This window comes from Pseudomonas fluorescens, assembly GCF_001623525.1.
GTDB lineage: Bacteria > Pseudomonadota > Gammaproteobacteria > Pseudomonadales > Pseudomonadaceae > Aquipseudomonas > Aquipseudomonas fluorescens_Q.
In genome coordinates, this window is the sequence record NZ_CP015225.1 from 3,707,564 (window position 1) to 3,733,902 (window position 26,339).

At 61.8% G+C, this 26,339-nt stretch carries 15 protein-coding genes; 5 read left to right on the top strand and 10 right to left on the bottom strand.

Translation table 11 applies throughout. From position 1 onward, the window contains the following. Positions 1-327 precede the first annotated feature (327 nt). Positions 328-1,413: a sensor domain-containing diguanylate cyclase gene (locus TK06_RS16070; RefSeq protein ID WP_063322872.1), complete on the top strand. Its 1,086-nt coding sequence runs from the start codon at positions 328-330 to the stop codon at positions 1,411-1,413. Here the strand turns inward: TK06_RS16070 and TK06_RS16075 are convergent. From TK06_RS16075 to TK06_RS16095, 5 genes are all read right to left on the bottom strand, one after another. Beyond that, positions 1,397-3,748, bottom strand: a complete 2,352-nt coding sequence (locus TK06_RS16075) for a TonB-dependent receptor (protein WP_063322873.1) — start codon at positions 3,746-3,748, stop codon at positions 1,397-1,399. The two genes, TK06_RS16070 and TK06_RS16075, sit on opposite strands and share 17 nt — an antisense overlap. Before the next feature lies 1 nt (position 3,749). After that, positions 3,750-6,149, bottom strand: a complete 2,400-nt coding sequence (locus tag TK06_RS16080; protein ID WP_063322874.1) for a hybrid sensor histidine kinase/response regulator — start codon at positions 6,147-6,149, stop codon at positions 3,750-3,752. Further along, a complete protein-coding gene (locus TK06_RS16085) occupies positions 6,149-6,985 on the bottom strand; it encodes a response regulator transcription factor (protein ID WP_086936660.1) in 837 nt (278 codons plus the stop codon). Before TK06_RS16085 ends, TK06_RS16080 begins: the two co-directional genes overlap by 1 nt. A gap of 1,243 nt (positions 6,986-8,228) precedes the next feature. Beyond that, positions 8,229-9,893: a ShlB/FhaC/HecB family hemolysin secretion/activation protein gene (locus TK06_RS16090; RefSeq protein WP_063322875.1), complete on the bottom strand. Its 1,665-nt coding sequence runs from the start codon at positions 9,891-9,893 to the stop codon at positions 8,229-8,231. 96 nt (positions 9,894-9,989) lie between these two features. Further along, on the bottom strand, positions 9,990-17,654 hold the full coding sequence (locus TK06_RS16095) for a filamentous hemagglutinin N-terminal domain-containing protein (protein ID WP_086936661.1): 7,665 nt from the start codon (positions 17,652-17,654) through the stop codon (positions 9,990-9,992). Between the two features lie 495 nt (positions 17,655-18,149). On the opposite strand from TK06_RS16095, the gene TK06_RS16100 reads away from it, so the two are divergent. After that, complete coding sequence (locus tag TK06_RS16100; protein WP_063322877.1) at positions 18,150-19,658, top strand: hypothetical protein; 1,509 nt, start codon at positions 18,150-18,152, stop codon at positions 19,656-19,658. A 207-nt stretch (positions 19,659-19,865) separates the two neighbouring features. On the opposite strand, the gene TK06_RS16105 is transcribed toward TK06_RS16100, so the two are convergent. The 3 genes from TK06_RS16105 to TK06_RS16115 all read right to left on the bottom strand — a co-directional run bounded on the left by TK06_RS16105 (position 19,866) and on the right by TK06_RS16115 (position 21,964). Then, the gene (locus TK06_RS16105; RefSeq protein ID WP_063322878.1) at positions 19,866-20,411 is read right to left on the bottom strand and encodes a DUF4256 domain-containing protein; all 546 of its coding nucleotides are present in this window, start codon (positions 20,409-20,411) and stop codon (positions 19,866-19,868) included. A gap of 108 nt (positions 20,412-20,519) precedes the next feature. Further along, positions 20,520-21,269 carry a hydroxypyruvate isomerase family protein gene (locus tag TK06_RS16110; protein ID WP_063322879.1) on the bottom strand — a complete coding sequence of 250 codons (750 nt, stop codon included), beginning with the start codon at positions 21,267-21,269 and terminating at the stop codon, positions 20,520-20,522. Positions 21,270-21,310: 41 nt separating this feature from the next. Beyond that, positions 21,311-21,964: a hypothetical protein gene (locus TK06_RS16115; protein ID WP_063322880.1), complete on the bottom strand. Its 654-nt coding sequence runs from the start codon at positions 21,962-21,964 to the stop codon at positions 21,311-21,313. Positions 21,965-22,072: 108 nt separating this feature from the next. Between TK06_RS16115 and TK06_RS16120 the strand changes: the two genes are divergently transcribed. Together TK06_RS16120 and TK06_RS16125 are read left to right on the top strand one after the other, a co-directional pair. Further along, positions 22,073-22,489 carry a VOC family protein gene (locus tag TK06_RS16120; RefSeq protein ID WP_063322881.1) on the top strand — a complete coding sequence of 139 codons (417 nt, stop codon included), beginning with the start codon at positions 22,073-22,075 and terminating at the stop codon, positions 22,487-22,489. Between the two features lie 181 nt (positions 22,490-22,670). Then, positions 22,671-23,720, top strand: a complete 1,050-nt coding sequence (locus TK06_RS16125) for a hypothetical protein (protein ID WP_063322882.1) — start codon at positions 22,671-22,673, stop codon at positions 23,718-23,720. Positions 23,721-23,822: 102 nt separating this feature from the next. Here the strand turns inward: TK06_RS16125 and TK06_RS16130 are convergent, their stop codons facing one another. Then, entirely contained in the window at positions 23,823-24,536 is a 714-nt protein-coding gene (locus TK06_RS16130) for a FadR/GntR family transcriptional regulator (RefSeq protein ID WP_063322883.1), read from the bottom strand. A gap of 96 nt (positions 24,537-24,632) precedes the next feature. On the opposite strand from TK06_RS16130, the gene TK06_RS16135 reads away from it, so the two are divergent. After that, complete coding sequence (locus TK06_RS16135; RefSeq protein WP_063322884.1) at positions 24,633-25,376, top strand: FadR/GntR family transcriptional regulator; 744 nt, start codon at positions 24,633-24,635, stop codon at positions 25,374-25,376. A gap of 182 nt (positions 25,377-25,558) precedes the next feature. On the opposite strand, the gene TK06_RS16140 is transcribed toward TK06_RS16135, so the two are convergent. Beyond that, on the bottom strand, positions 25,559-26,281 hold the full coding sequence (locus TK06_RS16140) for an oligogalacturonate-specific porin KdgM family protein (RefSeq protein WP_063322885.1): 723 nt from the start codon (positions 26,279-26,281) through the stop codon (positions 25,559-25,561). Positions 26,282-26,339 lie beyond the last annotated feature (58 nt).

The following is a 26,339-nucleotide window of genomic DNA, read 5'->3' on the forward strand; positions in this document are numbered from 1 at the left end:
GAGCGACTTAGCAACGACGGGCGACTAAACCCGATCACTGATGTGCAGTGACAGGTCCCAAACTACCGACGCCACCCAAGGCGCACAAGCCGGCGGATTCTGGCGTAGTTGTAGGCAAAGGCGCAAGGCGCTGTGGCCTGGCGAGTTGCGGCTGCCCAATGGCTGACAGCCGCGACTGACATTCCTACAGCCCACGCAAAAAATCTTTCCACTCCATCCCCTTCCGCAAAGCCCCCATCCGCTCCAGCAAAGCCCCTCACAAATCCCTACCCCGATAATGCCTTCTTTCCACCCCCCTAGCGCTACAACCGAGCACCGTGTGCCCCCATGAACCTACGCACCTTCATCCGTCGCTACTGCCTGGATTCCAGGCTCGCCACGAATGCCCTGACCCACCTGCACCGGGCGCTTTCCTCCCTGGTGCGCTACCTGGCGCAACAAGGCTTCGACGACAAGTCCTGGCCGGCCACTCGCGACGAAGGTGCCCTGGACCGTCGCCTCCACACCCTGTGCCCAGAGCTGGCCGCCACCGTGTTCAGCCACGCCCGCGAAGGCATCATCCTCGTCGATCCGTACGGTCGGGTCATCAGCGTCAACGAAGCCTTCACCCGCCTCACCGGTTACGGGCAAGAGGAAGTGAAGGGCCGGGAGTTGAACTCCCATCGCATGGTGCGTCGGCTCGCGGCGTTTTATGCGCCGATGAAGAATGCGCTGGATTTCCACGGGCATTGGTCCGGTGAAGTTCAGAGCCATCACAAGGATGGTCGGGAGATGACGTCGCGCATCAGCATCAGTGCCGTGCATGACCGTCACGGTAATGTGCAGCACTATGTGGCGCTGCTCAGCGACATGACGCAGGTGAAGCAACGCCTTCAGTTACTGGAGCGCGATGCCCGTTATGACGCCCTCACGCAACTGCCCAATCGATTGCTGTTGGCCGAGCGGATGCGCCAGGCGCTGGGCAAGGCGCGGATTCACCAGCACAAGGTGGCCATTGCGTTCATTGATCTGGACGGGTTCAAGGCGCTTAACGACAGTTACGGGCATGACTGGGGGGATCGGGTGTTGCAGATTGTCGCGACACGGATCAATGCGACGTTGCGTGAAGGCGATACGTTGGCGCGCCTCGGTGGCGATGAATTCGTGGCGGGGCTGGTGGGTTTGCAGGCGGTGGAGGACAGCGAGCCGTTGCTCAAGCGGATGCTGGCGGCGGCCAATGCGCCGATCCTGATTGGCGCGCAAACGGTGGAGATTGCCGCCAGTATCGGCGTGGCGTTTTTTCCTGAGCATGGGCTGGAAGTCGATGGGCTGATCAGCAAGGCGGACCAGGCGATGTACCTGTCGAAAAAGGCCGGCGGCAATCGTCTGGCGTTTTGTCCGACGCGGTTTATTTCGCTCAATAGCGGAGCCTGACGGTGGTGCCGAGGGTTCTTTCGCTGCCGGTCATGACGCCATAGTCACCGGCGCCGAGCAGTGAATAGACGGCGGTGATGTAGTTGCGGTCGAAGACGTTGCGCACCCAGCCCTCCACTTCCCAGGCGCGGTCCTGGCTGCGCAGGCCCAGACGCAGGTTGGTGAGGCCGTAGCTGGGTTGATAGCTGCCTTCGCCGCCTTCGAGGGTGCCGGAGTAGCCGGTGCGGAAGCTGTAGTCGATGCCGCTGAAGGCTTCCAGCCCGTAGGGCAGCGGATGGGTGTGGTCGAGGCCGCTGCTGAGGTTCCATTCCGGCGCGTTGTAGAGCCGGTCGCCGCTGAGGTCGCAGGTCCATTGGCCCGAGGCCGGTGGGCACGGTGCGTTGGGGAAGCTGCGGTAGCGCGCATCGCTCCAGGCCAGGCCCAGGCGCCCGGTGAGCCGGGGGGTGAGTTGCCAGGCGGAGTCCAGCTCGATGCCGCGCAGGCGAACCTTGCCGACATTGATCAGATTGTCCCGCAGCGGTGGCGCGAACATGGTCGTCGGCGGGCTGTAGGTAAGCGCCTGGTAGTTGTCGACGTCGGTCTGGTAGACGGCGAGGTCGAGCAATGCGCGCTCGTCCCAGAAGCGCGTCTTCATGCCCAATTCCAGGGACGTGGCGCGCTCCGGCTCGAAGGTGGGCGCGGTGAACGGGCCGACCACGTCGAAGTTGATGCCGCCGGCCTTGTAGCCCCGCGACCAGCTGACGTAGCCCATCACCCCATCGCTGAAGCGGTAGCTGGCGCTGAGGAGGCTGGAGACGTTGTTTTCCTTTATCGAATCCTCGCGGTAATAACCACCACCGAGGGCAATGTCGCGCAGCAACAGTCCACCGGCCTGGAACACCGCAGGCAAACCCGTCAGCGGGGCGAGGTTGCTGACGTCGCGGGAGATCCAGCCGTCCTTGCGCTCCTGGCTGTAGCGCAGGCCGCCGGTGAGTTCCAGTGGTTCGATCGGGCGCCAGGAAACCTGGCCGAAAATGGCTCGGCTGTCGCCCTTTTGCTCGCCGTCATAGCGTTGCCGGGCGCCGTCCAGCAGCATCGCCGGCACCTGCTTCGGGTCGGTGAAGGTGATGCCGTAGAGCTTGCGCAAGGCTTCCAACTGATCGCCGACGAACCAGGACGCGGCGTCCTGGCCAAATTCGGCGTCGATCTCGCGGTCGAGCTGTTGGCGCAGGTAATACAGCCCGGCCACATAGTCGACGGACGAACCGACCGTGCCGGACAGGCGCCATTCCTGGCTGAACTGCCGGTGGCCCAGCTCGGTTTCGGACTCGGCCACGGACAGCGCGGTGCTGTCGCTGTCGCGGGTGGCGCGGTAGTCCCAGTCGCGGTAGGCGGTGATGCTGGTCAGGCGCATCGCCTCGTCGAGGTCCCAATTCAATTCCAGTGAGACACCGTTCTGCAGGGTTTGCGGATGCCCCGGCGCGTCGATGCGTGCCTCACGCTTGTAAGGGTCGGGCTCCGACAATGGATAGCCGAGGAACTGGGCGCGTTTGCGGGTCTGTTGGCTGTAGTGATTGACCAGCAGAACGTTGCCGGCTTCGTTTTGCTCGGCATAGTCGGCGATCAGGCGGGCGCTGAAGTCCGGGGTCGGCGTCCACAGCAATTGCCCACGCAGGCCATGGCTGTCGGCGTCGCCGAGGCGGGCGCCGTCTTGCAGGTTTTCCACGGCGCCATCGGTGGCGCTGTCGAAAACATTGAGTCGGCCAGCCAGCACATCGTCCTGCAACGGCCCGGATACCGTCCCACGATATTCCCGCAGGCCGCGCTCGCCATAGCTGGTTTCGAGGTTGGCTTCGGGCTCAAAGGTCGGTTGCCGGGTGATGATGTTCAGCGCGCCAGCGGTGGTGTTCTTGCCGAACAAGGTGCCTTGCGGCCCGCGCAGCACTTCGATGCGCTCGATGTCCATCAACTCGGTGAAAGCCATGCCCTGGCGCGCCTGGTAGACGCCATCGACGTAGGTGCCAACGCTGCCTTCCAGGCCATCGTTGTAGGCGGTCGCGCCGAAGCCGCGCAGGCCGAAGCCGGCGTAACGGGCGTCGTGGCCGGAGACCACCAGGCCGGGCACGCGCTGTTGAATGTCTCGAAGAGAGTGCAGGCCGGCCTCGTCCAGTTGCTCGCCGTAGAGGACGTTGATCGGGATCGGCACGTCTTGCGGGTCTTCCTCGCGGCGGCGAGCGGTGACGGTGGTGGCGTCGAGCGTGAGGGCGCTGGGCGCCGCTTGTTCGGCCTGGACCGACGCCCAGGGCACCATCGAAAGGCTGCCGAGCAAGAGCAGCCGATGACCCAAACCCGGCATGCTAGTGCTCCCGAGCCAATGCGCGACGCGTGCTGTCCGGGCAGGCCAGTGCCTTGACCCGCGCCAGCAATTCACGGCTGTCGGCGGGCTTGAGCAGGACCGCGTCGAAGGCCAGGCCCTCGGGATAATCCTGCGGCCTGCGGGGCGGCACCGCCGAATAGAGCATCACCGGCAGATGGCGCCAACGCTCGCGCACCTGGCGCAGCAGCGCCCAACCGTCCATGCCGGGCATCATCTGGTCGCTGATCAGCAGGTCGATTGGCTGCTCAGCCAGGCAGGCCAAAGCGTCTTGACCGTTCGTTGCGATGCTGACATCGAAACCGTAACCGGCCAGCAGGTCGTAGAGCCATTCGCTGTTCTGCTCGACGTCGTCCACCAGCAGAACGTGTTTACCCTGGCCGTCGAACGGCGTGGCATTGTTGTCGACGATGCCGTTTTCCAGGTCGTGTTCTTGGGCGCAATTCAATTGCAGGCGAAAGCTGAAGTGGCTGCCCTGCCCGGTGGCTTGGGGTTCGAGGCGGCTGTCCATGCGTTCCAGCAGTTGCGTGACGATGGACAGACCCAGCCCGCTGCCTTCATAGCGCTGGGCATTGCGGCCGCGACGGAACGGTTGCAGCAGTTGTTCGAATTCTTGCGGGTCGATGCCGATGCCGGTGTCGATTACGCTAAAGCGCAGTTCCACGGTATCTGTGGTCGCGCCCGGGGCCCAATCCACTTCGAAGCGGATCTGGCCGTTGAGGGTGAATTTCGCCGCGTTCGCCAGCAGGTTCATGAGCACCTGCCGAAGGCGTTTGAAGTCGGCCTCCACCAGTGGCGGCAGGTCGTCTGCCAGCACAGCTTCGAAGGTGTTGCCCTGGCGTGCGGCGAGAAAGCCCGCTTCGCCTGCTATCTCGTTGAGGAACCCGTATAGGTAGCCCGGCGCGAGGGTCAGCTGCATTTGCTCCAGCTCGCCACGGGAAAACTCGAGCATCTCATCGATCAGTTCCAGTTGCTGGCGGGCGTTGCGCTCGATGGTCGCTTGATAGTCGCGGTTGGGCCCGGCGTGCAACAGACGCGCATAGTCGATGATGCGCACCAGCGGCGAGCGCAGGTCGTGGCTGATGCGCGCCATCAACGCGCTGCGGGCCGCCAGGGAGTCGCGCAACTGCGACGTGCGCAGCGCCACGGTGCTTTCCAGGCGTTCGTGCTCGGCCTGGCGCTGTTGTTCGAGGGTGGCCAGGGCGTGTTTTTCGCGGTTGCGGCTGCGGGCCACTTCCATGATCAACGTGCACACCAGCAACGCCACGCCTGGCAGTGTGGACGATAAGCTGTATTTGCTTTGGGGCGACTGCCAGGGCAATTGCTCCTGGGGGAAAAGCATCCGCATCAGCAATTGTGCAAGCAAGAGCCCCGACACCAGCCAGGCCAGCCAGCTGTAGCTCAGTCGTCTGCGCCAGGCCATGAACAGCGTGACGAGCAGCACCCCGTAGAAACTCATGAGGGATATCTGGACGACCTGCGCGCCCTGGACGGAATCGACTTTTAGCCACCAGAGCCGGCCGAGCACACACCCCGACAGCGGCAGCCAATAGCTCCAGCCAATGACTTTGGGCAATGCGGACACCTGCAACAGCACGCGGAAGTAGGCGAGAAACAGGACGAACGAGATTGCGCTGGCGCAGGTCAGCAGCTCCCGGGTCCAGCCCAGCGCGGTGGGCCAGTAGATCAGGTAGCCGTTGAGGATGCAGGTCAGCAGGATATAGCTCAGGACCGCGCCCGCATTCACGCTCAGCAATCGGGAGCGCAGGATCCAGCCGACGATGAAGCCGAACGGCACGACCAGCAGGACGATGCCGAGGGCGAGCCCGTCGCTCAGGTAAGTCTGTTGCTGACTGCGCAGCAGCGCCGGTTCGGACCACAGTTCCGGCTCCAGCAACAGCTGGAAATGGCTCGTCACGCGGACGAACACCGTGACGCTCTCCCCCGCCGCCAGCGAGACCGGGAACGCCGGTTGGCGCGCCGCCGGTTGGGGCCATTCGGCCAAGGGATAGACGCCTCCGGCGTGGGCATCACGCCAGCGCCCGGCTGAAGATTGATAGACGCGGATGTCGTCCAGGCGCGGCGCCCCGACCACCAGCAAGCGCGAACACGCCGCATCGCTGGAATTGGTGAGGTGCCATTTCAACCAGAAGGCGGAGCGGCTGTAACCTTGGCTCGGCCAGCGCGGGGTTGCGGGGTTGAAATGGGTGTCGGGCAGTCGGGCGACTTCTTCGAGGCTCAAGTGGGCCTGGGCGTCTTCGAAAATCTGCGCCGCAGGCATCAGGTCCAGACGGTCAGCCCGGCACAGCTCCACGGGCGCGGCGTGTAGCAGCCCGGCGGACAACAAGGCAATCGTCAGCACCAGGAACTGTAGGAGCCGCATCAGGCGCGCCCGACCGACTCTGCATCAACGAGGCCCAGGGTCTGCTGGCGAAACTGGCTGGGCGTCATGCCGATTCGCTGTCGAAACGCCGTAGTGAAGTTGCAGGCATTGCGAAAGCCCACCACTTCGGCGACGTCCTGCACGCTCATGGCGCTTTCGGAGAGCAGTTCCTGGCCGCGCCGCAATCGCGCGTCGCGAATGTAGGCAAACACGGTCATCCCCAGGTGTTCGCGGAAAATGGCGGAGAGGCGCTTTTCATGAGTGCCGACTTTTTGCGCAAGCATGCCCAGGGACGGGATGTCGTCCAGCTGGTTTTCGATCAGTCGCATCGCGGCGCGCAGCACGATTTCATCGCCTTGCGGTTCCGGATCGGCCGGGTTGTCCGCAATGGCCGGCGGCGCTCGCCAGGTCAATTGCAGATGGATCCTGATGCGCGCCAGGACTTCCTCGGGGGCGCAGGATTTGGGGATGTAGTCCACCGCGCCCACGGTCAACCCTTCCAACCGCTCCAACGACGTATTGGCCGAGGACAGAAACAGGATCGGGGTATGCCGGGTGGCCGGTGCCTCGCGTAACAACCGGCACAGGCTGAAGCCGTCCATTTGCGGCATGTGCACATCCAGGACGATCAGGTCGGGACGCAGGGCAAGGGCGCGTTGATAACCCTGGTAGGCATCGCTGGCCAGGGAAATGCGCCAGGGCTGGGTCTTCAACAGGATGAGCGTGGCGCGAATGTCTTCGGGGACATCGTCGATCAGCAGAATATGCGGCAACGGCTCGGACGCCGCCGCGCCTGCCGCCGTCAATACCTGCCTTTCGTATCGTCCGTTGTCCATTCGCCAGGTCTCTTTTTGTGTTTAGCCAGGTCGCTGTCGCGCAATTGCCAAGTGAGGAAGCACGTTTCGGGCCGGCAACAAACCGATATAGCGGCAGATCAAATGAGAACTGAAGCTATCAAATTCTTAATCGGCGATAAATGGTCGTCTCGTCCGAGGCGTCCATTGATACGCAAGGGCCTTGGCGAGGCGTAGAGGCATGTGGCGAGGGATGGCAAACAAGAAGTGGCTGCACCTGGACATCAGCCCAGGCGAGCTTTGACAGCGAACAACAGGCGAGACGGCCAACGCGGTGGACGCTGTTCACCCGTGGCGAGGGAGCTTGCTCCCGCTGGGCTGCGAAGCGGCCCCCAAACCAGACAACTCGGTGTACCAGATAGATTGAGTTCACTGCTTTGGGGCTGCTGCGCAGCCCAGCGGGAGCAAGCTCCCTGCCACGGGTTGTTGAGCTCCTTAAATGCGCGGTAATCGATCAGAACGAGTAACCGATCTGCGCGAGCAGTTGCGGGTTTTCCTGGCGCGTGTCGCTCTGCGCTTCGCCGCTGGAGTGACGCCAAGCGACTCTGTGGCGAGGGAGCTTGCTCCCGCTGGGCTGCGAAGCGGCCCCCAAACCAGACAACTCGGTGTACCAGATAGATTGAGTTCACTGCTTTGGGGCTGCTGCGCAGCCCAGCGGGAGCAAGCTCCCTCGCCACGGGTTGTTGAGTTCCTTAAATGCGCGGTAATCGATCAGAACGAGTAACCGATCTGCGCGAGCAGTTGCGGGTTTTCCTGGCGCGTATCGCTCTGCGCTTCGCCGCCGGAGTGACGCCAGGCGACCCTGTGGCGAGGGAGCTTGCTCCCGCTGGGCTGCGAAGCGGCCCCCAAACCAGACAACTCGGTGTACCAGATAGATTGAGTTCACTGCTTTGGGGCTGCTGCGCAGCCCAGCGGGAGCAAGCTCCCTCGCCACGGGTTGTTGAGCTCCTTAAATGCGCGGTAATCGATTAGAACTGGTAACCGATCTGCGCGAGCAGTTGCGGGTTTTCCTGGCGCGTATCGCTCTGCGCTTCGCCGCCGGAGTGACGCCAGGCGACCCTGTGGCGAGGGAGCTTGCTCCCGCTGGGCTGCGAAGCGGCCCCCAAACCAGACAACTCGGTGTACCAGATAGATTGAGTTCACTGCTTTGGGGCTGCTGCGCAGCCCAGCGGGAGCAAGCTCCCTCGCCACGGGTTGTTGAGTTCCTTAAATGCGCGGTAATCGATTAGAACTGGTAACCGATCTGCGCGAGCAGTTGCGGGTTTTCCTGGCGCGTATCGCTCTGCGCTTCGCCGCCGGAGTGACGCCAGGCGACTGTTGCGTCGAAGGAGAGTTGGCCGTATTGAGCGCGCAGGCCCACACCGCCGCCGGAGATGCTGCGGGTGTTTTCCTCATCGGCCCACTCGTTGTGGTTGATGCGCACCTTGCCGGCGTCCCAGAACAGGTAGGGCGTGAGCTTGTCGATTGGGTAACGAAGCTCGATCTGGGTCAGCATGCCTTCGTCGCCCGAACCTTCGCTTTGCGGATAAGCCCGTACGCCATCGATGCCGCCGAGGCTGAAGTCCTCGGAGGAGTCGAGGTTGTCGTTGCTCCACTGGCCGAGGAAACGGGCGAAGAGCGTGAAGTTGGCCGGCAGCGCTTGCAGACGGGCGAGGTCGACGTTCACTTTGCTGAAGTTGCCCTCGGTCTGGGCGGTCTGGCGGTCGCCCTCGCGCAGGGCCGAATCCAGTTTCAGGTCACCGTAGGTCAGCGTCGCGCCGCCGTAGGTGATGCCGCCGCCCAATACCGTGTCCCTCACGTCAAATTGCAAACTGATGGGCAGCGTGTTGCTGCTTTTTTCAAAACTGAGGCCCAGCACTTCGTACTTATCCTCGAGCTCCTTGTGCTGGTACTGCCCAGCCAACATGAGGTTCGCCTGGTTGCTGCGCAGGAGCGGGTAGCTCAAGCCGATGCTGCTGACCTCAGCGGTACCGGTGGCCCCCAGGTCGGCGAATTCCGCGCCCAGGTCATAGGCGCTCTGGGCATAACCCACGTTGCCACGCAGGCCAGAGGTGCCCAATGGCATCGAGTAGCCGAGGCTGCCGAAATACAAGTCTTCATCGGTGGCCATCACCGCGGCGCTGAGCCGGTCGCCCAGCATCAGCGGGCTGTTCCAGTCGCCTTGTACCGTCAGGCGATTGCGCCCCGAATAACGATTGCCATGGTTGTCCAGGGTGGCCTTGCCCTCGAAGGCCTCGGTCTTGCTCACTTTGGCATCGAGATCGCCCGTGCCGAGTGCCTCACCTGGCCGGATCACCGGACGAACAGCCACGCCCGGCAAGTCCGAAAGCACCAATATGCTGCGCTCCAGCCGATCACGCTCGATCACGTCGCCCGGTTGCAGGTCACCCAGGAACGGCTGCGCCTGCGCGGCCAGTTTCGCATCGTCGTTGGTGGCGGTGACCTTCCCATAACGGCCTTCGATCACCGCGATGGTCAGTTCCCCGTTGGCCATGCGTTGGGCCGGCAAATAGGCACGTGCGAACGGGTAACCCTGCTCACGGTAATAAAGCGTGACCTGCCGGGCCACTTCCCGCAGCTCGTCCAGGTCATGGGCTCGACCGATAGCCGGGGCGACGACACGTTGCAGGCTGGCCTCGTCGATGCGCGTGTTGTCGGTGAAATGGACGGCGTTGAGCTGGACCTTGGCGCCGCCGACTTTTTCCTGCTCTGGTTGTGGTGCGTCTATATCCAGGCGAATGCTTTGCGGCAATTCCTGCTGCGGAATCGGCAGTTCCTGCAGGATACGGCCGGCGTCGGGGATCGGGCGCGCCGGCAGGGTCGCCGCCCAAGCCGGGGAGGTGGACAACAACGCCAGACCAGCCGCGCAGGACATCAGTTTGTTATGCATGGAATCAATCTCGAATAATTCGGGTTGCCTGAGCCCTTGGCCACGTCCGGGGACGTGGCCAAGGGTTCCTTCAAATGAAAAGGTGGATGTCAGGGATCAGGGACGCATGGCCAGGCCCGGCAAGCGCACGCCGCCGCGCACGACGAACACGGTCTGCGGTGGGTAGGCCGCACAGGCGCCGCCTTCGGATACGCCGCCATCGGCGCAGACGTTCCCGGCCAGTTCCCGCTCGCTGGCGGTGTCCTCGGCCTGGGCAGCCGAATCGCTGTCGCCTTGCGCCAGGGCGTTGCCCGCGCCGTCACCCGCATTCCCGTTGGCACGCGTGCCGCCTTGGTCCACCAGCAACAGACCGCCGTCATCGACTCCGTGATCAGACCAGTCGACCGGTTTCGCCTGGGACGGGTTGAGCTCCGGTGCATGGGGCGAACTCACCTCTGCGCCGACGCGTGTCGCATCGGCGACGCTCTGCCGGACGGCGTCATAATCAATCGACGGCGTCACGGTGAGATTGGCGTTGGCCGGACTGCTCACGATCAGGTAACCGAGGTCAGCCAGCCCGCCAATGTTGATCAGGTGCGAACCCGGGCCTTGAGTGCCTACCGAATACAGTGGGTTGCCGAGCATCGGCTTGGTGTCGCCGTTCCACAGGCCGTTGGCGTCATAACCGGCGATACCGCCACCGTTGAACGTGGTCTGGCCATCGAACACCTTGGTCTGGGTGGTCGCGCCGTTGGTGGACACCACCAGGACGGGCTGCTCGCGGTAAACGGCATGCACGCCCGTGTTGCCCAGGGCCCTGCCGAAATTGCTTTGTTGCTCGTCACTGTTGTAGCGGAAATTGCCGCTGCCACTGCCGACCACATCCACCACACCGGTACTGCCAGCGAGACTGCCGGTGTAGATCACCGCCCGGCCGCCGGCGCCGGTCGACACCGTCACGCCCGCGTCGGCCTTCACGTCACCGCCCGCAGCCACGCCCGCCGAAGCGGATTGACCGGCGTTGAGCACGATCGCATCGGCGGCATTGCTGGTGGTGCTGACGTTCTCGGCCAGGGTGATGTTGCCGGTGGTCGTCACGACCTGGACTTTGCCGGTGTTGCCGATACCGACGATCTGATCCAGCCGGGTACCGTCCAGTGCCGTCTCGGTCAGCCTGCCGACGGTGACGTCGGCCCGATTGACGAAGCTGACATCCTTCGCTCGGCTGGCGATATCGCCGACCCAGTTGCTGGCGTTGCGCAGATCGAAATTCCCGCCCTTGAGCGCCAGGCCATCGGCGGTGATATTGCCGTTGGCATCCTGGGTGGTCTTGCCGCTGATGTTCAGGAACACATTGCCGCTGGTAGCCAGGGCTTCGTTGATCGCCAAGTCACCTTGGGTACCGATGCTGACGTCGCCGGTGTTGTTCACACCAGTGGTGACCTTGACCACGTTGCCGTTGCCATCGGTTTCGGTGAGCGTGCCGACTTTCAGGTTGCCGGTGTTGTTGAAGGCGACCTTGCCCGCGTCACTGGCGATGTCGCCCACCACGTTGCCGTTGTTGCGCAACTCGAAGTCGCCACCGTTGAGGGCCAGGCCGTCGGCGGTGATGTTGCCGTTGCCATCCTGGGTGGTCTTGCCGTCGACATTGAGGAACACATTGCCGCTGGTGGCCAGCCCTTCGTTGATCGCCAAGTCACCTTGGGTGCCGATGCTGACGTCACCAGTGTTATTCACACCAGTGGTGACCTTGATCACATTGCCGTTGCCGTCGGTTTCGGTCAGCGTGCCGACTTTCAGGTTGCCGGTGTTGTTAAAGGCGACCTTGCCCGCCTCGCTGGCGATGTCACCCACCACGTTGCCACGGTTGCGCAACTCGAAGTCGCCACCGTTGAGGGCCAGGCCGTCGGCGGTGATATTGCCGTTGCCATCCTGGGTGGTCTTGCCATCGACATTGAGGAACACATTGCCGCTGGTGGCCAGCCCTTCGTTGATCGCCAAGTCACCTTGGGTGCCGATGCTGACGTCACCAGTGTTATTCACACCAGTGGTGACCTTGACCACGTTGCCGTTGCCGTCGGTTTCGGTCAGCGTGCCGACTTTCAGGTTGCCGGTGTTGTTAAAGGCGACCTTGCCCGCCTCGCTGGCGATGTCACCCACCACGTTGCCACGGTTGCGCAACTCGAAGTCGCCACCGTTGAGGGCCAGGCCGTCGGCGGTGATGTTGCCGTTGGCATCCTGGGTGGTCTTGCCGTCGACATTGAGGAACACATTGCCGCTGGTGGCCAGCCCTTCGTTGATCGCCAAGTCACCTTGGGTGCCGATGCTGACGTCACCAGTGTTATTCACACCAGTGGTGACCTTGACCACGTTGCCGCTGCCATCGGTTTCGGTCAGCGTGCCGACTTTCAGGTTGCCGGTGTTGTTGAAGGCGACCTTGCCCGCCTCGCTGGCGATGTCACCCACCACGTTGCCGTTGTTGCGCAACTCGAAGTCGCCACCGTTGAGGGCCAGGCCGTCGGCGGTGATGTTGCCGTTGCCATCCTGGGTGGTCTTGCCGTCGACATTGAGGAACACATTGCCGCTGGTGGCCAGCCCTTCGTTGATCGCCAAGTCACCTTGGGTGCCGATGCTGACGTCACCAGTGTTATTCACACCAGTGGTGACCTTGACCACGTTGCCGCTGCCATCGGTTTCGGTCAGCGTGCCAACCTTCAGGTTACCGGTGTTGTTGAAGGCGACCTTGCCCGCCTCGCTGGCGATGTCACCCACCACGTTGCCGTTGTTGCGCAACTCGAAGTCGCCACCGTTGAGGGCCAGGCCGTCGGCGGTGATGTTGCCGTTGCCATCCTGGGTGGTCTTGCCGTCGACATTGAGGAACACATTGCCGCTGGTGGCCAGCCCTTCGTTGATCGCCAAGTCACCTTGGGTGCCGATGCTGACGTCACCAGTGTTATTCACACCAGTGGTGACCTTGACCACGTTGCCGTTGCCATCGGTTTCGGTCAGCGTGCCGACCTTCAGGTTGCCGGTGTTGTTGAAGGCGACCTTGCCCGCCTCGCTGGCGATGTCACCCACCACGTTGCCATTGTTGCGCAACTCGAAGTCACCACCGTTGAGGGCCAAGCCATCGGCGGTGATGTTGCCGTTGCCATCCTGGGTGGTCTTGCCATCGACATTGAGGAACACATTGCCGCTGGTGGCCAGTCCTTCGTTGATCGCCAAGTCACCTTGGGTGCCGATGCTGACGTCACCAGTGTTATTCACACCAGTGGTGACCTTGACCACGTTGCCGTTGCCATCGGTTTCGGTCAGCGTGCCGACCTTCAGGTTGCCGGTGTTGTTGAAGGCGACCTTGCCCGCCTCGCTGGCGATGTCACCCACCACGTTGCCATTGTTGCGCAACTCGAAGTCACCACCGTTGAGGGCCAAGCCATCGGCGGTGATGTTGCCGTTGCCATCCTGGGTGGTCTTGCCATCGACATTGAGGAACACATTGCCGCTGGTGGCCAGTCCTTCGTTGATCGCCAAGTTACCTTGGGTGCCGATGCTCACATCGCCGGTGTTGTTCACCCCGGTGATGGTTGTCTGCGTGCCGTCGGCATGGGTCGCGGTCAGCGAACCCACCTTGAGGTCTGCGCTGTTGTTGAATTGGACCTTGCCCGCCGCGCTGGCGATGTCGCCAATCACGTTGCCGGTGTTGCCCAGCGCGTAATTGCCGCCCAGCAGCACCAGGCCGCTGGCATCCAGTTTGGCCCCGGCGTCGCCGGACTGGGTGGTGTTGCCCGCCACTTCCAAGGTGATGATGTCGTCGGCACGGGTCTGGCCCTGGCTGGCATCGTCTCGAGGGCCGTTTTCTATGGTGATGCCTTTTACCAACGTCAGGTCGTGATCGGTTTTCAGGGTGACCGCCTCATCGGAGGTAATCCCCACGGTACCGTCCACGGTGCCCACCGTCAGGTTGCCATTGCCGGCAAATGCCAGGCTGCCGACATCGGCGGCAATGACACCCACGTCATGCCCGCCCTTGCCCAGTTGGAAGTCACCTTCGCCACGCAAGGCCAATTCGTCTGCGGTAATGGTCGCGCCAGTTCCCTGAGTCGCACCTTTGCCCGCGTCGACGCTCAGCGTCAGTCCCTTGCCGGTGGTGCCGTCTTCGTCGGTGCCTTCGGGATCCTTGAGCATCAGATCGCCCAGCAAATCCAGGACGCCGTTGGCGACCAGGGCCAGATCGTCCTTGAACGTCGCGCCTTCATCGTCGACGGTGATGTTGCGCGTCTTGTCGTTGCCGATGACGACCTTGTCGAAGCCATCCTGGATGTTGGCCAGGTCAGCGTCGGACAGCACCAACGGATCGTTAGGCCCGGTCACCTCCGGGTCGTCGCTGCCGCCCAGGTGGATGTCCAGGCCATCGGTCTTCTGCTGCAGGGTGAGACTGCCGCTACCGGAAACGCTCGCAGCGAGATCGATTTCGTCGGCGGTCAGGCTCGTATCGCCCTGGGTGAGCAGGGCCTGGCCGACCGTGAGCTTGTCCGCGACAAGGTTCAGGTCACCGGTCTGGGTCATGCCGGCGACCGGCACGCCTTGCGGGTTTGTCGGGGTCTGGCTATCGGGAATGGTTACAACGCCGACGGTCAGGTCATCGACATCGGCAAAGCTGACCGTGCCGGTGTCGCTGGAGATGGTGTTGACGTCGTTGGCCGCGTTGTCGAGATCATGGGTAGCGCCGTCACCCAGCAACACCAGGCCATCGGCGACAAGGGCACCACCGGCGGTCTGGTCGACCTTGCCACCGTTGCTCTGCAACACCAGGACGGGGGCCGGCTTGGTGTCATCGTTACCAGTGCCCGGGGCGTCGGCCACGGTCAATTGGTCATTGATATGGATATTGCCGGTGCCGGCATTGAGGACGAGGTTGTCGTTGATGCGGGTCGCTTCGATGATGTTGATGTCACCGGTCATGTCTGCGCCGCCGATGTTGACGGAGGTGAACCCGTCGCCCAGTGCGCCGATGTCGGTGCCGGTCAGTTCCAACGAACCGGGGGCATCGCCCGTGCTGCCGCCCACTGCGATGTCTTTGCTCGGCGTGTTGGTCTCAAGGGTGATGTTCCCATTGCCGGTGACACTGCCGACGCCGCCGTTGAAGTTGATGTCGTCCGCCTTGATGGCCAGGTTGTTGTCGGTGCTGTTGAGGCTGCCATTGAACGTAATGGAACTGCCTTGCAGGCCCTTGCTGCCCGAGGTGTCGGTCTTGATGTTGTCAACGTACAGCGAGCCACCGACCTGCTTGCCGGCGGTCTGGTCGAAACTGCCCGAGACGAAGACGAATTTGTACGTGCCGGCCTTGTCCGCCGTAGCCGTGTGGCTTTGCCAGTTCACCGCCCCCGTGCCGTTACCCGTTTCATTCAGGATGATCTGGTATTCGCCGGTATTGACGTTCAACAGGTAGCCGAAGACATCGTAGGTATCGCCGCCCGCGACCGGTTTGTAATCGAAGCTGACCTTTTCCCCGGCGGCCAGGGAGACCGTGCCCTCGCTCACGACCGAAGGGCCACGCATGATGCAGCCGGCGGGGGCGTTGAGGCAGTTGGAGGTATTCTCGGTCCCCAGCAGCAGCGCGGCGCCGCCATCCTCGCCTTGGCCAACGGCAGCGACCGGAGTGAGGGGTTTGTAATTCATGTCGCCCTGGTCGCCAGGGGAAACGCTCGGCGCATTGCCGTTCGTTGGCGAGGTCGTCGGCAACGTCGGATCATTCGGCGAGACCACGCCATCCACCACGGTGACGCCCGTGAAGAACTGGTCGATGGACGTCTTCCAACCGACCAGGCCATTTTCGAAGTCGGCGTTCAGGAATTGTGAAGTGCCCAGCTCAACCGCACCGGTGTAGACCTGCTCGCCGCGGGTGAAGACTTTTGCGCCGTTGATAAACGTCTTGCCGGTGCCACTGGTGGTCGCATACAGGGCGCCCAGCGCGCTGTTACCGCCGACCATGTCGCTGAAGATGATCGAGCCCGAACCGGCATCGACGCGCAGTTGGCGGTTGTTGGCCACCGCATCGGAGTCCACCACGCCGGCAAATACGACATTGCCGCCGTTGCTCTTCAAACTGACGTCGGTGTTGAGCGCGATTTTGCCGTTGAGAATCAACGCCAGGCTGTTGCCATTGCCTGCGCCGCTGGCGTCGATGTCACCGTTGAGGAAGATATTGCCGAAGACATAACGGCCTGTTGCGCCGTCGTCGTGTCCCGACTGCAACGTCAGCGTCCGGTCACCGCTGACGCTCTGCGGTGTGTAGTCGCCGTTCCAGTGAATGGTATTGTCGGCCTTGATTGCCACATCGGTGCCGCCGGCCAGGGCGGTGTCGATCGCGTCGAAACCGACCGTGGCGGCTTGGCCGTTGGCGCCGCCCGTCAGCCCTCCATTACCCGGCCCCACGGTGACACTGTCCGGGTCGAGCAACCACAAGCCACCCTTGCCGTTCTTGGCCGAAGCATCGGCGGCTTTGCTCACCGCCAACTTGGCACCGCTGGTCTCGATCTTGCCGCCGTCGCCGCCCTTGGCACCGCCGGTGGCTTTCAGCGTGCCATCCACCCGCGTCACGCTGCCCGGCTTCTTGGTATCCGACCAGGCCACCACGGTACCGCCCTTGCCGTTGTCGGTCGCCGATGCATCGAGCACGGCACCGGCGGCGATGGTGGTCTGGCTGGCCTGTTTGATCGCCGGGTCCTTGCCTTGCCAGCTACCGCCCACATAAATGTCGCCGCCGCCCTTGGCGCCGGTGGCGTCGAGCTCAGCGCCGCCGTTGATCGCGACATGCTCACCGGTCACGACAATCTTGCCGCCCTTGCCGGTCTCGGAGGACACATCGATTCGCCCGGCGACTTGCACACCGCCCTGATCCCCCATCAGCGTCACCACGCCGTTTTCACCGATATCCAGGGAACGGGCTTCGATCAAACCGGTGTTGTTGATCACCGTGCTCGCCAGGGTTTCCGCCGCACGGGCGGTCAGCAGGATCCGGCCGGCATCGGCACGAATGGCGCCGCCGTTTTCGATCAGCGCTTGAAGCGCACCTTCTTTCACTTCCAACTGCACCGGCCCGCCCAGATCGAGCGTCACGACACTGCCGGCGCCCAGCAGCACATTACCCTTGTTCGCGGTGATGCTGCCTTCGTTGACGATTTTTGCGGCGATCAGGGCAATGGTGCCGCCTTGCGCGGCATTGATGTTGCCCTGGTTGACCACCGAGGCGGCGCTGGTGCCACTGAAACGGTAGTTGCCCGCGAGGAAGTCTTCCGTGGTCATGCTGAGCGTGGACGCGACCAGGCCGCCTACATCAACCTGAGCACTGGGTGTGAACAGGACGCCGTTGGGGTTGACCAGGAACACCTGGCCGTTGGCTTTCAGCGCGCCCTGAATCACCGATACATCCGAGCCCAACACGCGGTTCAATGCGACAGACGCCGCGCCCGGCTGGACGAACTGGACGGTGTTGCCTTTGCCGATGGAGAAGCTTTGCCAGTCAATCGCGAGCTTATCGCTGCCCTGATGAATGGCCATGTTGTTGCCGTTCTGATGAATGCTGCCGTTACCCGCCACGATGTTGCCGCCGGAAGGCAACGCCCCCGCCGCGGCGACCGAGGCGAAGACACTGCCGCCTACGCCGATGACGAGACTGAGCGATGTACGGCTTTTGTCTTTGCCGTGACTCTTGACCAACTCGGATGCTACCTGCCACGCGCCCATCACGGCATTCCAGACGACTCGGTAAACTCTATTCATTTTTGTTCACTCATCCTTAATACGACGGGTCGTGCCATGACGACCAGGCGGTTCGCGTCGACAAATCAATGGAAAACCGCATCCGGACGGATGACGGCTTGAAAATCCCACAATGCTCCGTGCCATCATCTCTGCGGCTTGCCGATCGCGCTTTTGCTTGAGCGCCCGCGGCTTTTGATTGAAGGGATCGAATGAACTTTTTTCACGATGGGTGGGTAACGTGCATCGGGTGGAGGCTGGTCGCCTTCGTGGGCGAGCTATGCTGGAACGCTCCCATTTCGACCGGAAGTTCGGCAGCGTTCGATCGTTCCTCACACTCGGCGTGGGAATGCCGCCAGGGACGCTCCGCGTTCCGCTTCCGGTGGCGACGCAGAGCGTCACGGGATGCATTCCCAGCAGAGCGTGGGAACGATCGGATGGTGGGGGGTGATTGTCCATTTCGGTAGGGGTGCGGCTAAGATGACGCGCAGGGAAATCACAAGGAAGACAGGCGTGATGCAAGCGCAATTCGATCCGTTGGTTCATATCGATTGGAAAACACCGGGCGGCGACCTGCTCGGGCTGTTGCAGCATTACTATCCCGATATCGGTGTGTTTGCCGGTCCGGGGTTCGAGGCGTTGTTGGATGAGCTGTCCAACGAGATGCCCGAGGTCTGTTTCGAGGCACTGGCGCCGGTGTTGGCGGGCCAGGGTTATGACTTGTGGAACCTGGACGCCGGTGGCGATGATTATCGGCCGGTGATTGTCCCGGTCGCTCAACGCGAGGCGTTTGCCCGGCATTGGCAGGGCCAGCGCGGCGAGCCGAGGTTCACCGCGAGTTTGATCGAGCCGCCCAAACCTGCCGCCGTTGAACGCAAACCGGCCAAAGCCAAGCGCGGCAAGGTGAAGTGGCTGCAGGAAGTCCATGACTATCCCGGCGCCACCTATGTGCATGAATACAACTACCGCAACGGTTGGGCCGCCATTACCGAGCAGGACGAAGACCAGTGGCTGTGCTTTCTGATCGATTACAACCAGTGGCCGCCCATCGAGCAGGACATGCTCGAACACCGCACCGACGGCGTGGACGCCGCGGACTTGCAGCTCATCGATGCCGATGCCCAGCGCAGCCTGTGGAAACGTCGGGTGATGCGCGGCGATTACAGTGCGGATGACCGTTACCAATACGAGATTCGTCACGGCGATGAGATCACGGCGTTCGGACCTGCCGGGGTGCAGTGGCCGGAATTTGAACAGCCTTGCGTGGTGGTGGGCTCGGCGATATTCGAACGTCAGCGTATCTACGAACCCGAGCATTTGACGCTGATCTGGCGGATCACCGCCGACAGCAGCGAGGTGATTTTCGAGCACGCGGATGAACTGACGATCCTGCCCGTCGGCCCGCGCCGCTTGCTGTTCATGCAGCACAACGGGCCGTTGTGCTGGATCTGGAGTCAGGACGCTCCCCAGCAAACCATCGCCGCCAAACCAATGCCCGTCGAGGCTTATAAACTCAGGGCGGCAAGCGCGTATCTGGGGGGCGATGAAATTTTGCTGTTCAGCGAAGGCGCGCGGCAGAACGTCGAGCATTCGGGGTATCAGGAGACGGTGCTGTTGGCGTGGCGCTTCAACTTCGTGACCGGCGCTTCGACGAAGGCGCCGTTGGACGGTTTCGGCAGTGAGCTACGCCAGGACACGCGCCTGCTTGTCACGCAGCCCAAGCAGGTCATTACGTTGCGCACCTTTCATGGGCAGCTTCATGTTGCCCGGGGGCATGGGGATTGGTGGGTGTGGAACTACAGCGCCAATACGTTTGGTACACACACCCTGGCCTGGTTTTGGAATCAGGACAGCCATGAGGTGGTGAAGCTGTCTTCCAAGGATATTGCGCGGGTGAAGCCGGAGATTCGTTACTTGGCGGCGCAGGATCGGTATCTGGCGTTCGAGACGGAGTTTGTCGCGCGGTTGCCGGGGTTCAGTGAGATGGTCGAGGCCAAGGGGGGCGAGGTTTTGGTTTTTGAGTGAGGGACCTTTCCGCGCTCAGAAACACCGCAGCAGGTTGCCCCGCTGCGGTCTGTGGCGAGGGAGCTTGCTCCCGCTCGGCTGCGCAGCAGTCGTAAAACCTGCCGGCGCCGTTTTTCCTGATGCACCGTGGTGGATGGCCTTGGGGCTGCTGCGCAGCCCAGCGGGAGCAAGCTCCCTCGCCACGGGGTTCGCGGTGATTTCGAAGGCTCAGACCCGCAGCAACCCACGAAAGCCCCGCGCCGCGTAATACGACTGCACGCCATTGTGGTAGATGAACACCCGGCCATAACGGTAGTCGCCAAAAATCGCCCCATCGAGCGAGCGAAGCTCTGGAGGGGTTGCCAGCCAACTGGATGTCTTGGCATCAAACTCGCCGAGCGTTTGCAGGGCTCGGTACTGCTCTTCCGTCAGCAGGGCGATGCCCATTTCTTCGGCCATTTCGACGGCACTGCCTTTGGGCTTGTTCTCCTTGCGTGCGTCCAGGGCGGCGCGGTCGTAGCAGAGGCTTCGGCGACCGGACGGGCTTTCTTTGGCGCAATCGCAGAAGGTGACAACACCGGTTTTCGGATCGAGGCCGATCACGTCTGGCTCGCCGCCGGTGGCGTCCATGGCTTGGAGGGACGCCAGGGCATTGGGGTTGTTTTCGAGCCGGTTCTGGACGTCGGCCCAAGGGATGTCTGGGTGACGATTCAGGTTTTGTTCGAAGCGGGTTTTCAGGGTTTGGATGAGGTTGTCTTGTTCTTGTTTTTTCATGGTGTGGAAGTCCGTGGGTGATCGGTTGCCAATTCCGCGTCTGGTTCAAGAATACCTAGGATAGACATACGGCAGATTTCCCACAGACATGGTCGCTCCCACAGGGGGTCAGGCGTTGAACTGCTTGATCCAATCAAGGCCTGCCACGGTAGAGCTGATGGGACGGTACTCACAGCCGATCCAGCCTTGGTAGCCGCGCCGCTCCAGGTCTGCGAACAAGGCCGCAAAATCCATATTCCCCGTCCCCGGTTCATGACGCCCCGGGCAGTCGGCAATTTGCACATGGACGGTTCGGTCATAGAAGCGAGCCAGGACGTCCGCCGCGTCCCCGGTCAGCCGTTGGGCGTGGTAAAGATCGAGGATCAGCCCGACACTCGGGAACGTCTCCAACACCTGTTGTGCCTTGCTGAAGTCGGACATGTAGTAGTCCGGCATTTCCTGCACGCAGATGACTTCGATCAGCGGCCGCAAACCCTGGTCCTCAAGGTATTTGACGGCGTACTCCAGGTTGCGCCCATAGATAAGCGCGGCGTCTTCCTGGACCGTAACGCCCGACATGATGTGGACATCCGAACATGCCAGCGCCTTCGCATAGCGAGCCGCCTGGAGCAAGCCGCTGCGAAACGCCTCTTCCTGGCCGCGCAAAGCCGCGATGCCTTTGGTCACGCCAGCCGGTGCGGCGAACTGGATCAACGGCAGGTTATGTTGAGTCAGATGATCGGCTAGAAGACTGGCGTCGAACTCATAGGGCGACGGGAATTCCACCGCGCGAAAGCCCGCAGCGGCGGCAGCTTCGATGCGTTGTAGAAAAGGCACTTCATTGAATTGAAAACCGAGGTGAGCGTTGAACTTGGGCATTGGGTAAATCATCCATCCTGGGAAGAAACGAAATCATCCGTTTAGAACAACTTGCGCAGCGCCAGCACGGCACTGTCGGGCGTGGTCAATACTGGCAGACCGGAGCGAGCCCCGGCCTGTTCGGCAGCACTGGTCATCGAAAACTGGGCGAAACAGATCAGGTCGCAGCCCTCGACCCGGGCGGCCATTTCCACAATGGCAGCATCGTGAGCTTGTGGGTTGCCGTCTTTCAACGCCTGCAATGCCCCCGGAACGAAATAAGGCACCACTTCCACCGCGCGCCCACTGCGCTCTGCCGCTTGCTTGAACTCGGGCATCATCGAGGTAATGGTGGGTTCGAACGTTGCCAGCACAGCAATGCGCGATGCCTGGCTCAGCGCCTGGTCGATCATGGCTTCGTTCGGCTTGAGCACGGGAATGGCCACCTCGGGTTTAACCAGGTCGATGGCATCGCCAAACGCCGAGCAAGTAAACAGAATGGCATCCGCCGCGCTTTGTACGGCGTAGTGGGACAGCGCCAGGAAGCGCGCTTTCATGCTCGTGGTCAATTCCCCCTCTTCCACCCGGTCCTGGGGTAGCGAGTCCTCGAGCAGATTGATGATCCGTGCCTGCGGCCAATGCCGGGCAAAAGCCGCCGTGATGGGCTCGATCGCCAATGGGGTCGCGTGGATCATAAAAATGCGTGGAGCCTTCATGCTTATGCCATTCTCCAGATCATGTTTTTTGCACGGTATCAGAAGGCCCGATAGCGTGTGGAATTCCTGTGGCAATAAACAATGCGGCACTGAGCACATGAGGCCCGTATGAAGAACTTCACGATTCAACGTATCGACCACATCGTCCTGCGCGTAAAAGACCTCGAGCGCAGCCTCGCTTTCTATACGTCGGTGCTTGGTTGCGAGCTCAAGAAGCGCCGGGACGATCTTGGCATGCTTCATCTGGGCACCGGTGTTTCGATGATTGACCTGGTTGCCGTCGACGGGCCTCTCGGTCGCCAGGGTGGGCCGGCAGCGGGAAAGCAGGGGCACAATGTCGATCACCTCTGCCTGCGTATCGAGCCGTTTGATGAACCTGCCCTCCTCGCTCATTTGGCTTCAGCTGGACTGGAGGTCGAGAAAGCGCAGATGCGCTATGGCGCGGAAGGCAAGGGCTGGTCGATCTACTGCTTCGATCCGGATGGCAACCAGATCGAGTTGAAGGGCCCGGCGCTGGAGCCCTGAGCTTCAACTGGCAGGCAATCCCCTGTGCGGGCTTGCTCGCGAAGCGGTCTATCTGGATCGGTGATGTTGACTGTGCCGGCGTCATCGCGAGCAAGCTCGCTCCCACAGGAGGTCGGTGGTGGACGCAGTAGTGGCACTTCAGTAGCATTCACCCACTTTATCGATCCTTCAAGGATGCCTCATGCTCGCCCTGCCTCGCCGTCTTGTCCCGTCGTCAGCATTGTTCGCGTTATTCGTATTGCTCGGCGGTTGCAGCGTCAATGGCAGTTACCCCGATGCCATCGAACCGGACGCCGCCAAGTTGCGGTTCGTCGCCAATACCAGCAACGCCACGCTGGACTATTTCGACGCGGCCCATTGCGACGGGCAAACCACTGGCATCCTCAATAATATGCTGTTGAGCGATACCGCGCGGCGGGTGGGGATGAGCGTTCCGGCGCCCAAGGATGCCAGGGGTTATTTGGAGGTCAAGCTCAAGCCGGGTGAGCAGATTCACCTGCGCACCAACATGAACAGCGGTTATGCCGTGTGCGGCAAGGGCTTCAACTTTACCCCCGAGGCCAATGCCGAATACGAGGTGACCTTCAAGTCCGAGAAGAACCTCTGCCTGACTCAGTTGCAACGCCTGCAACGGGTCGACGGCAAGGACGTGCGCACACCGATCCCGATCCTGAAAAAGGACTTTCCCGCCTGCGCCGGTCGCAATGCGCTGTTTCCCAAAACCTACCCGGACACGCCCCATCGCCTGGAGCTGATGAACCGCGTCATCGAGAAAAGCCTGGTCGTCACCGTGAAAACCGATCCGGCCAAGGAAAAAGTCGAGAGTTATTCGCCAGAGAAACTGGACACCCTGATCAGCGAACGCAAGGCCAAGCTCGGCTTCGAGCTGCCGGCTGACTACTGGACCCTGTACCGGGAAAACCTGAAGACGTTTGGCGATGACATGGCGCAGAACAAGGCGCGCTCGATGGAACGCTTCAGGGACGAATACCAGGTGCGCCTGCGGCAGTTGAAGGACGAGCAGTTGGAACAGTGGGCGTTGCCCAAAACCGCCAATGCCAAGCCGGAAAAAGCCGAGATCGACCTGGACGTCGCGATGATGGTGGAGTACTTCCGAATCGGGAATGGGGTGACGGTCGAAGCGGTAGGTCATCACCTGGAGAGGATGGCGCAGATGGATGAGCGTTACGGGGTATGTGCAAAGTTTGCGGAATGCTGGAAGCGCAACTAGCAAGAGGATAGGCCACCGTCATCGCGAGCGGGCTCGCTCCCACAGGGGCTCGGTGGTGGACGCAGAAACCGTGGGCACCTGGGATCAAAACTGCGGTGGAGGTTATTGCGCCGTCAACTCGACCACACCCCGAACCCGTTGCAGCATATTGATCAAATGCAGGCGCATCGAAGCCCGCGCCGCTTCGGCATCACACCGCGCCAACGCCGCGTAGATCTGCTCGCGCTCACGCACCACCAACGCCCGATTTTGCCCCGTCACTGCCGGTCCGGCCTGTTGCACGACCGCGATCAAGCTATTGCCCACATGGGCCATGGCGTCGATGAAAAAACTGTTGCCCGTGCACCGGGCGATCTGCAGATGAAATTCAAAATCCGTCCGGGCGCTTTCATCATTGGCCGCCTCAAGGGCGTTCGCCGCGTCGAGCGCTTCGCGCATGGCCTGCAACTGTTGCGGCGTGGCCCGTTGTGCGGCGATGCCGGCGGCTTCCACTTCCAGGCTCAGGCGCAGTTCGATCACGGCCAGCGCGTCGTAGGCGCCACCCTTGACGTGTTTGCTGCCCTGGAAATCTCCTGGGCGAGCGGTGTCGACCACGAAGGTGCCGATGCCGTGGCGGGTCTCCACCAGACCTTCGGCCTGAAGCCGCGACATGGCTTCGCGAACCACCGTCCGACTGACGCCGCGCTCCTTGATGATGACCTGTTCGGTGGGTAACTTGCTGCCCGCAGGCAATTCGCCGGCCAGTATCTGCTGCGTCAGGTCGACCACCAGTTGCTGGGTCATGCTCAGGCGTCGATCGGGTGTGACACGGTCCATTGCACCTATCCATAAAAGCCAGACGATCGCGCATTATAGCCGCGACCTCGCGGCGAAACGCACTATAATGCCCGCTGATCACCCAAGAGCACGCCGATGACGGATCAAGCGTTATCTCCACTGAACAAGCCGCGACGCCTCGCCGAAACCCTGGTCGACCGCTTTGCCCAGCGCATGCGCGACGGCATTCTCAAGTGCGGCGAAAAGCTCCCCACCGAAGTGCATATCATGGAGGCCGAGGGCGTCAGTCGTTCGGTGGTGCGTGAGGCGCTGTCGCGCTTGCAGGCGGCGGGGCTGGTGGAGACGCGCCATGGCGTCGGTACCTTTGTGTTGGACATGCCGGCACCCGAGGGCTTTACCCTGGGGCCGGCGACGATTGCCACGTTGTCGGACGTGCTCAGCCTGCTGGAGTTTCGCCTGAGCCTGGAAGTCCAGGCCGCCGGCATGGCCGCCGAACGCGCAACGCCCGAGGCCCTGGCCGAACTGGCCCAGGCGCTGGAGGCGTTGCTGCAAGGGCCGGAAAAATCCGGCACTACCATCAACGCCGATTTCCAGTTCCATCTGAAAATCGCCAAGGCGGCCGGCAATTACTACCTGATCGACATCATGAAGCACCTGGGCACGAAGCTGATCCCACGTACCCGCATGAACTCCGCCTACTCCGGGCAAAGTGATCGCAGCGCTTACCTGCAAGGGATCAACGCCGAACACCAGCAGATCTTCGACGCCATCGCCAGCGGCAATGTCGACGCCGCGCGGGCGGCCATGTACCTGCATCTGAGCAATAGCCGCATGCGCCTGCGTGAAACCCAGCAACGGCAGGCGTTCTACAACGAGTAAGCCCAATGCTGTTCACTTAAGGTTTGCTGACTCACTGTGGCGAGGGAGCTTGCTCCCGCTGGACTGCGCAGCAGGCCCATTTTTGTGAGCGCTTCGCACTCAAGCGGGAGCAAGCTCCCTCGCCACGGATTCATCGCCCCCTTGAACGAGCAGTGCTGTCTGGGGGCGCTTGCTCTCACAATTTAGAAGAAGCTGTATTTAACACCGACCCGCAGCCGCAATTGGCGATCACTGTCGACCGAGTTGACTTTGATATCGCCCACTTCAAAGAACGGCGCCCAGCGTTTGTCCCACTGGTATTTAACCACGGCATTCTGTTCATAGTCGTCGGTACCGCCGTTATAGCGAATGTAGTCGGCATCGAAATAAGTCAATTGATATTCATAGGCCCACGGTCCTTGAGGGCCATAGTTGATATAAACATCGTAACGGTTGACCTTCTGATCGTCCTGGCCATTATGCGGCACGTCACGGTCGATCTGGTCGCGGTCAAGCTTGGCTGAATCAAAACGGTAGCGCCCGGCGATGCTCAGCTCTTTGGTCACGCGGTAACCCAGGCGCAGGCCCAATTTGTAGGTGGTGGACTCCTCGTCGCTATCCAGGGCCAGCGAAGGCGTCAGCGTCCAGCGGTCATCGATCTTGTGCTGGTAGTTGACGGTGAATTCATGACCACTGCCAACGGTATTGTCGAAGGCGACGTCTTGCCGGTCACCGGCGGTCTTGTATTTGAGTTCACCTTCCAGGCCCACGCCGTTGTCCAGTCGTATACCAAACTTGGCGCGGTCGGCGTGCATGCGAGTTTTCTCCGCATATTGGTGACGCACATTGATGTAGCCGGTATCGGCCACTGCAACAACCGAAGTGAACAATGAAGCGAGGGAAACTAATACAAGTGTCTTTTTCATGTTTTTTATTCTTGTTGGTTGAAAGGTTAGTTAGGGCAGACGCTAAATCACAGGCGAG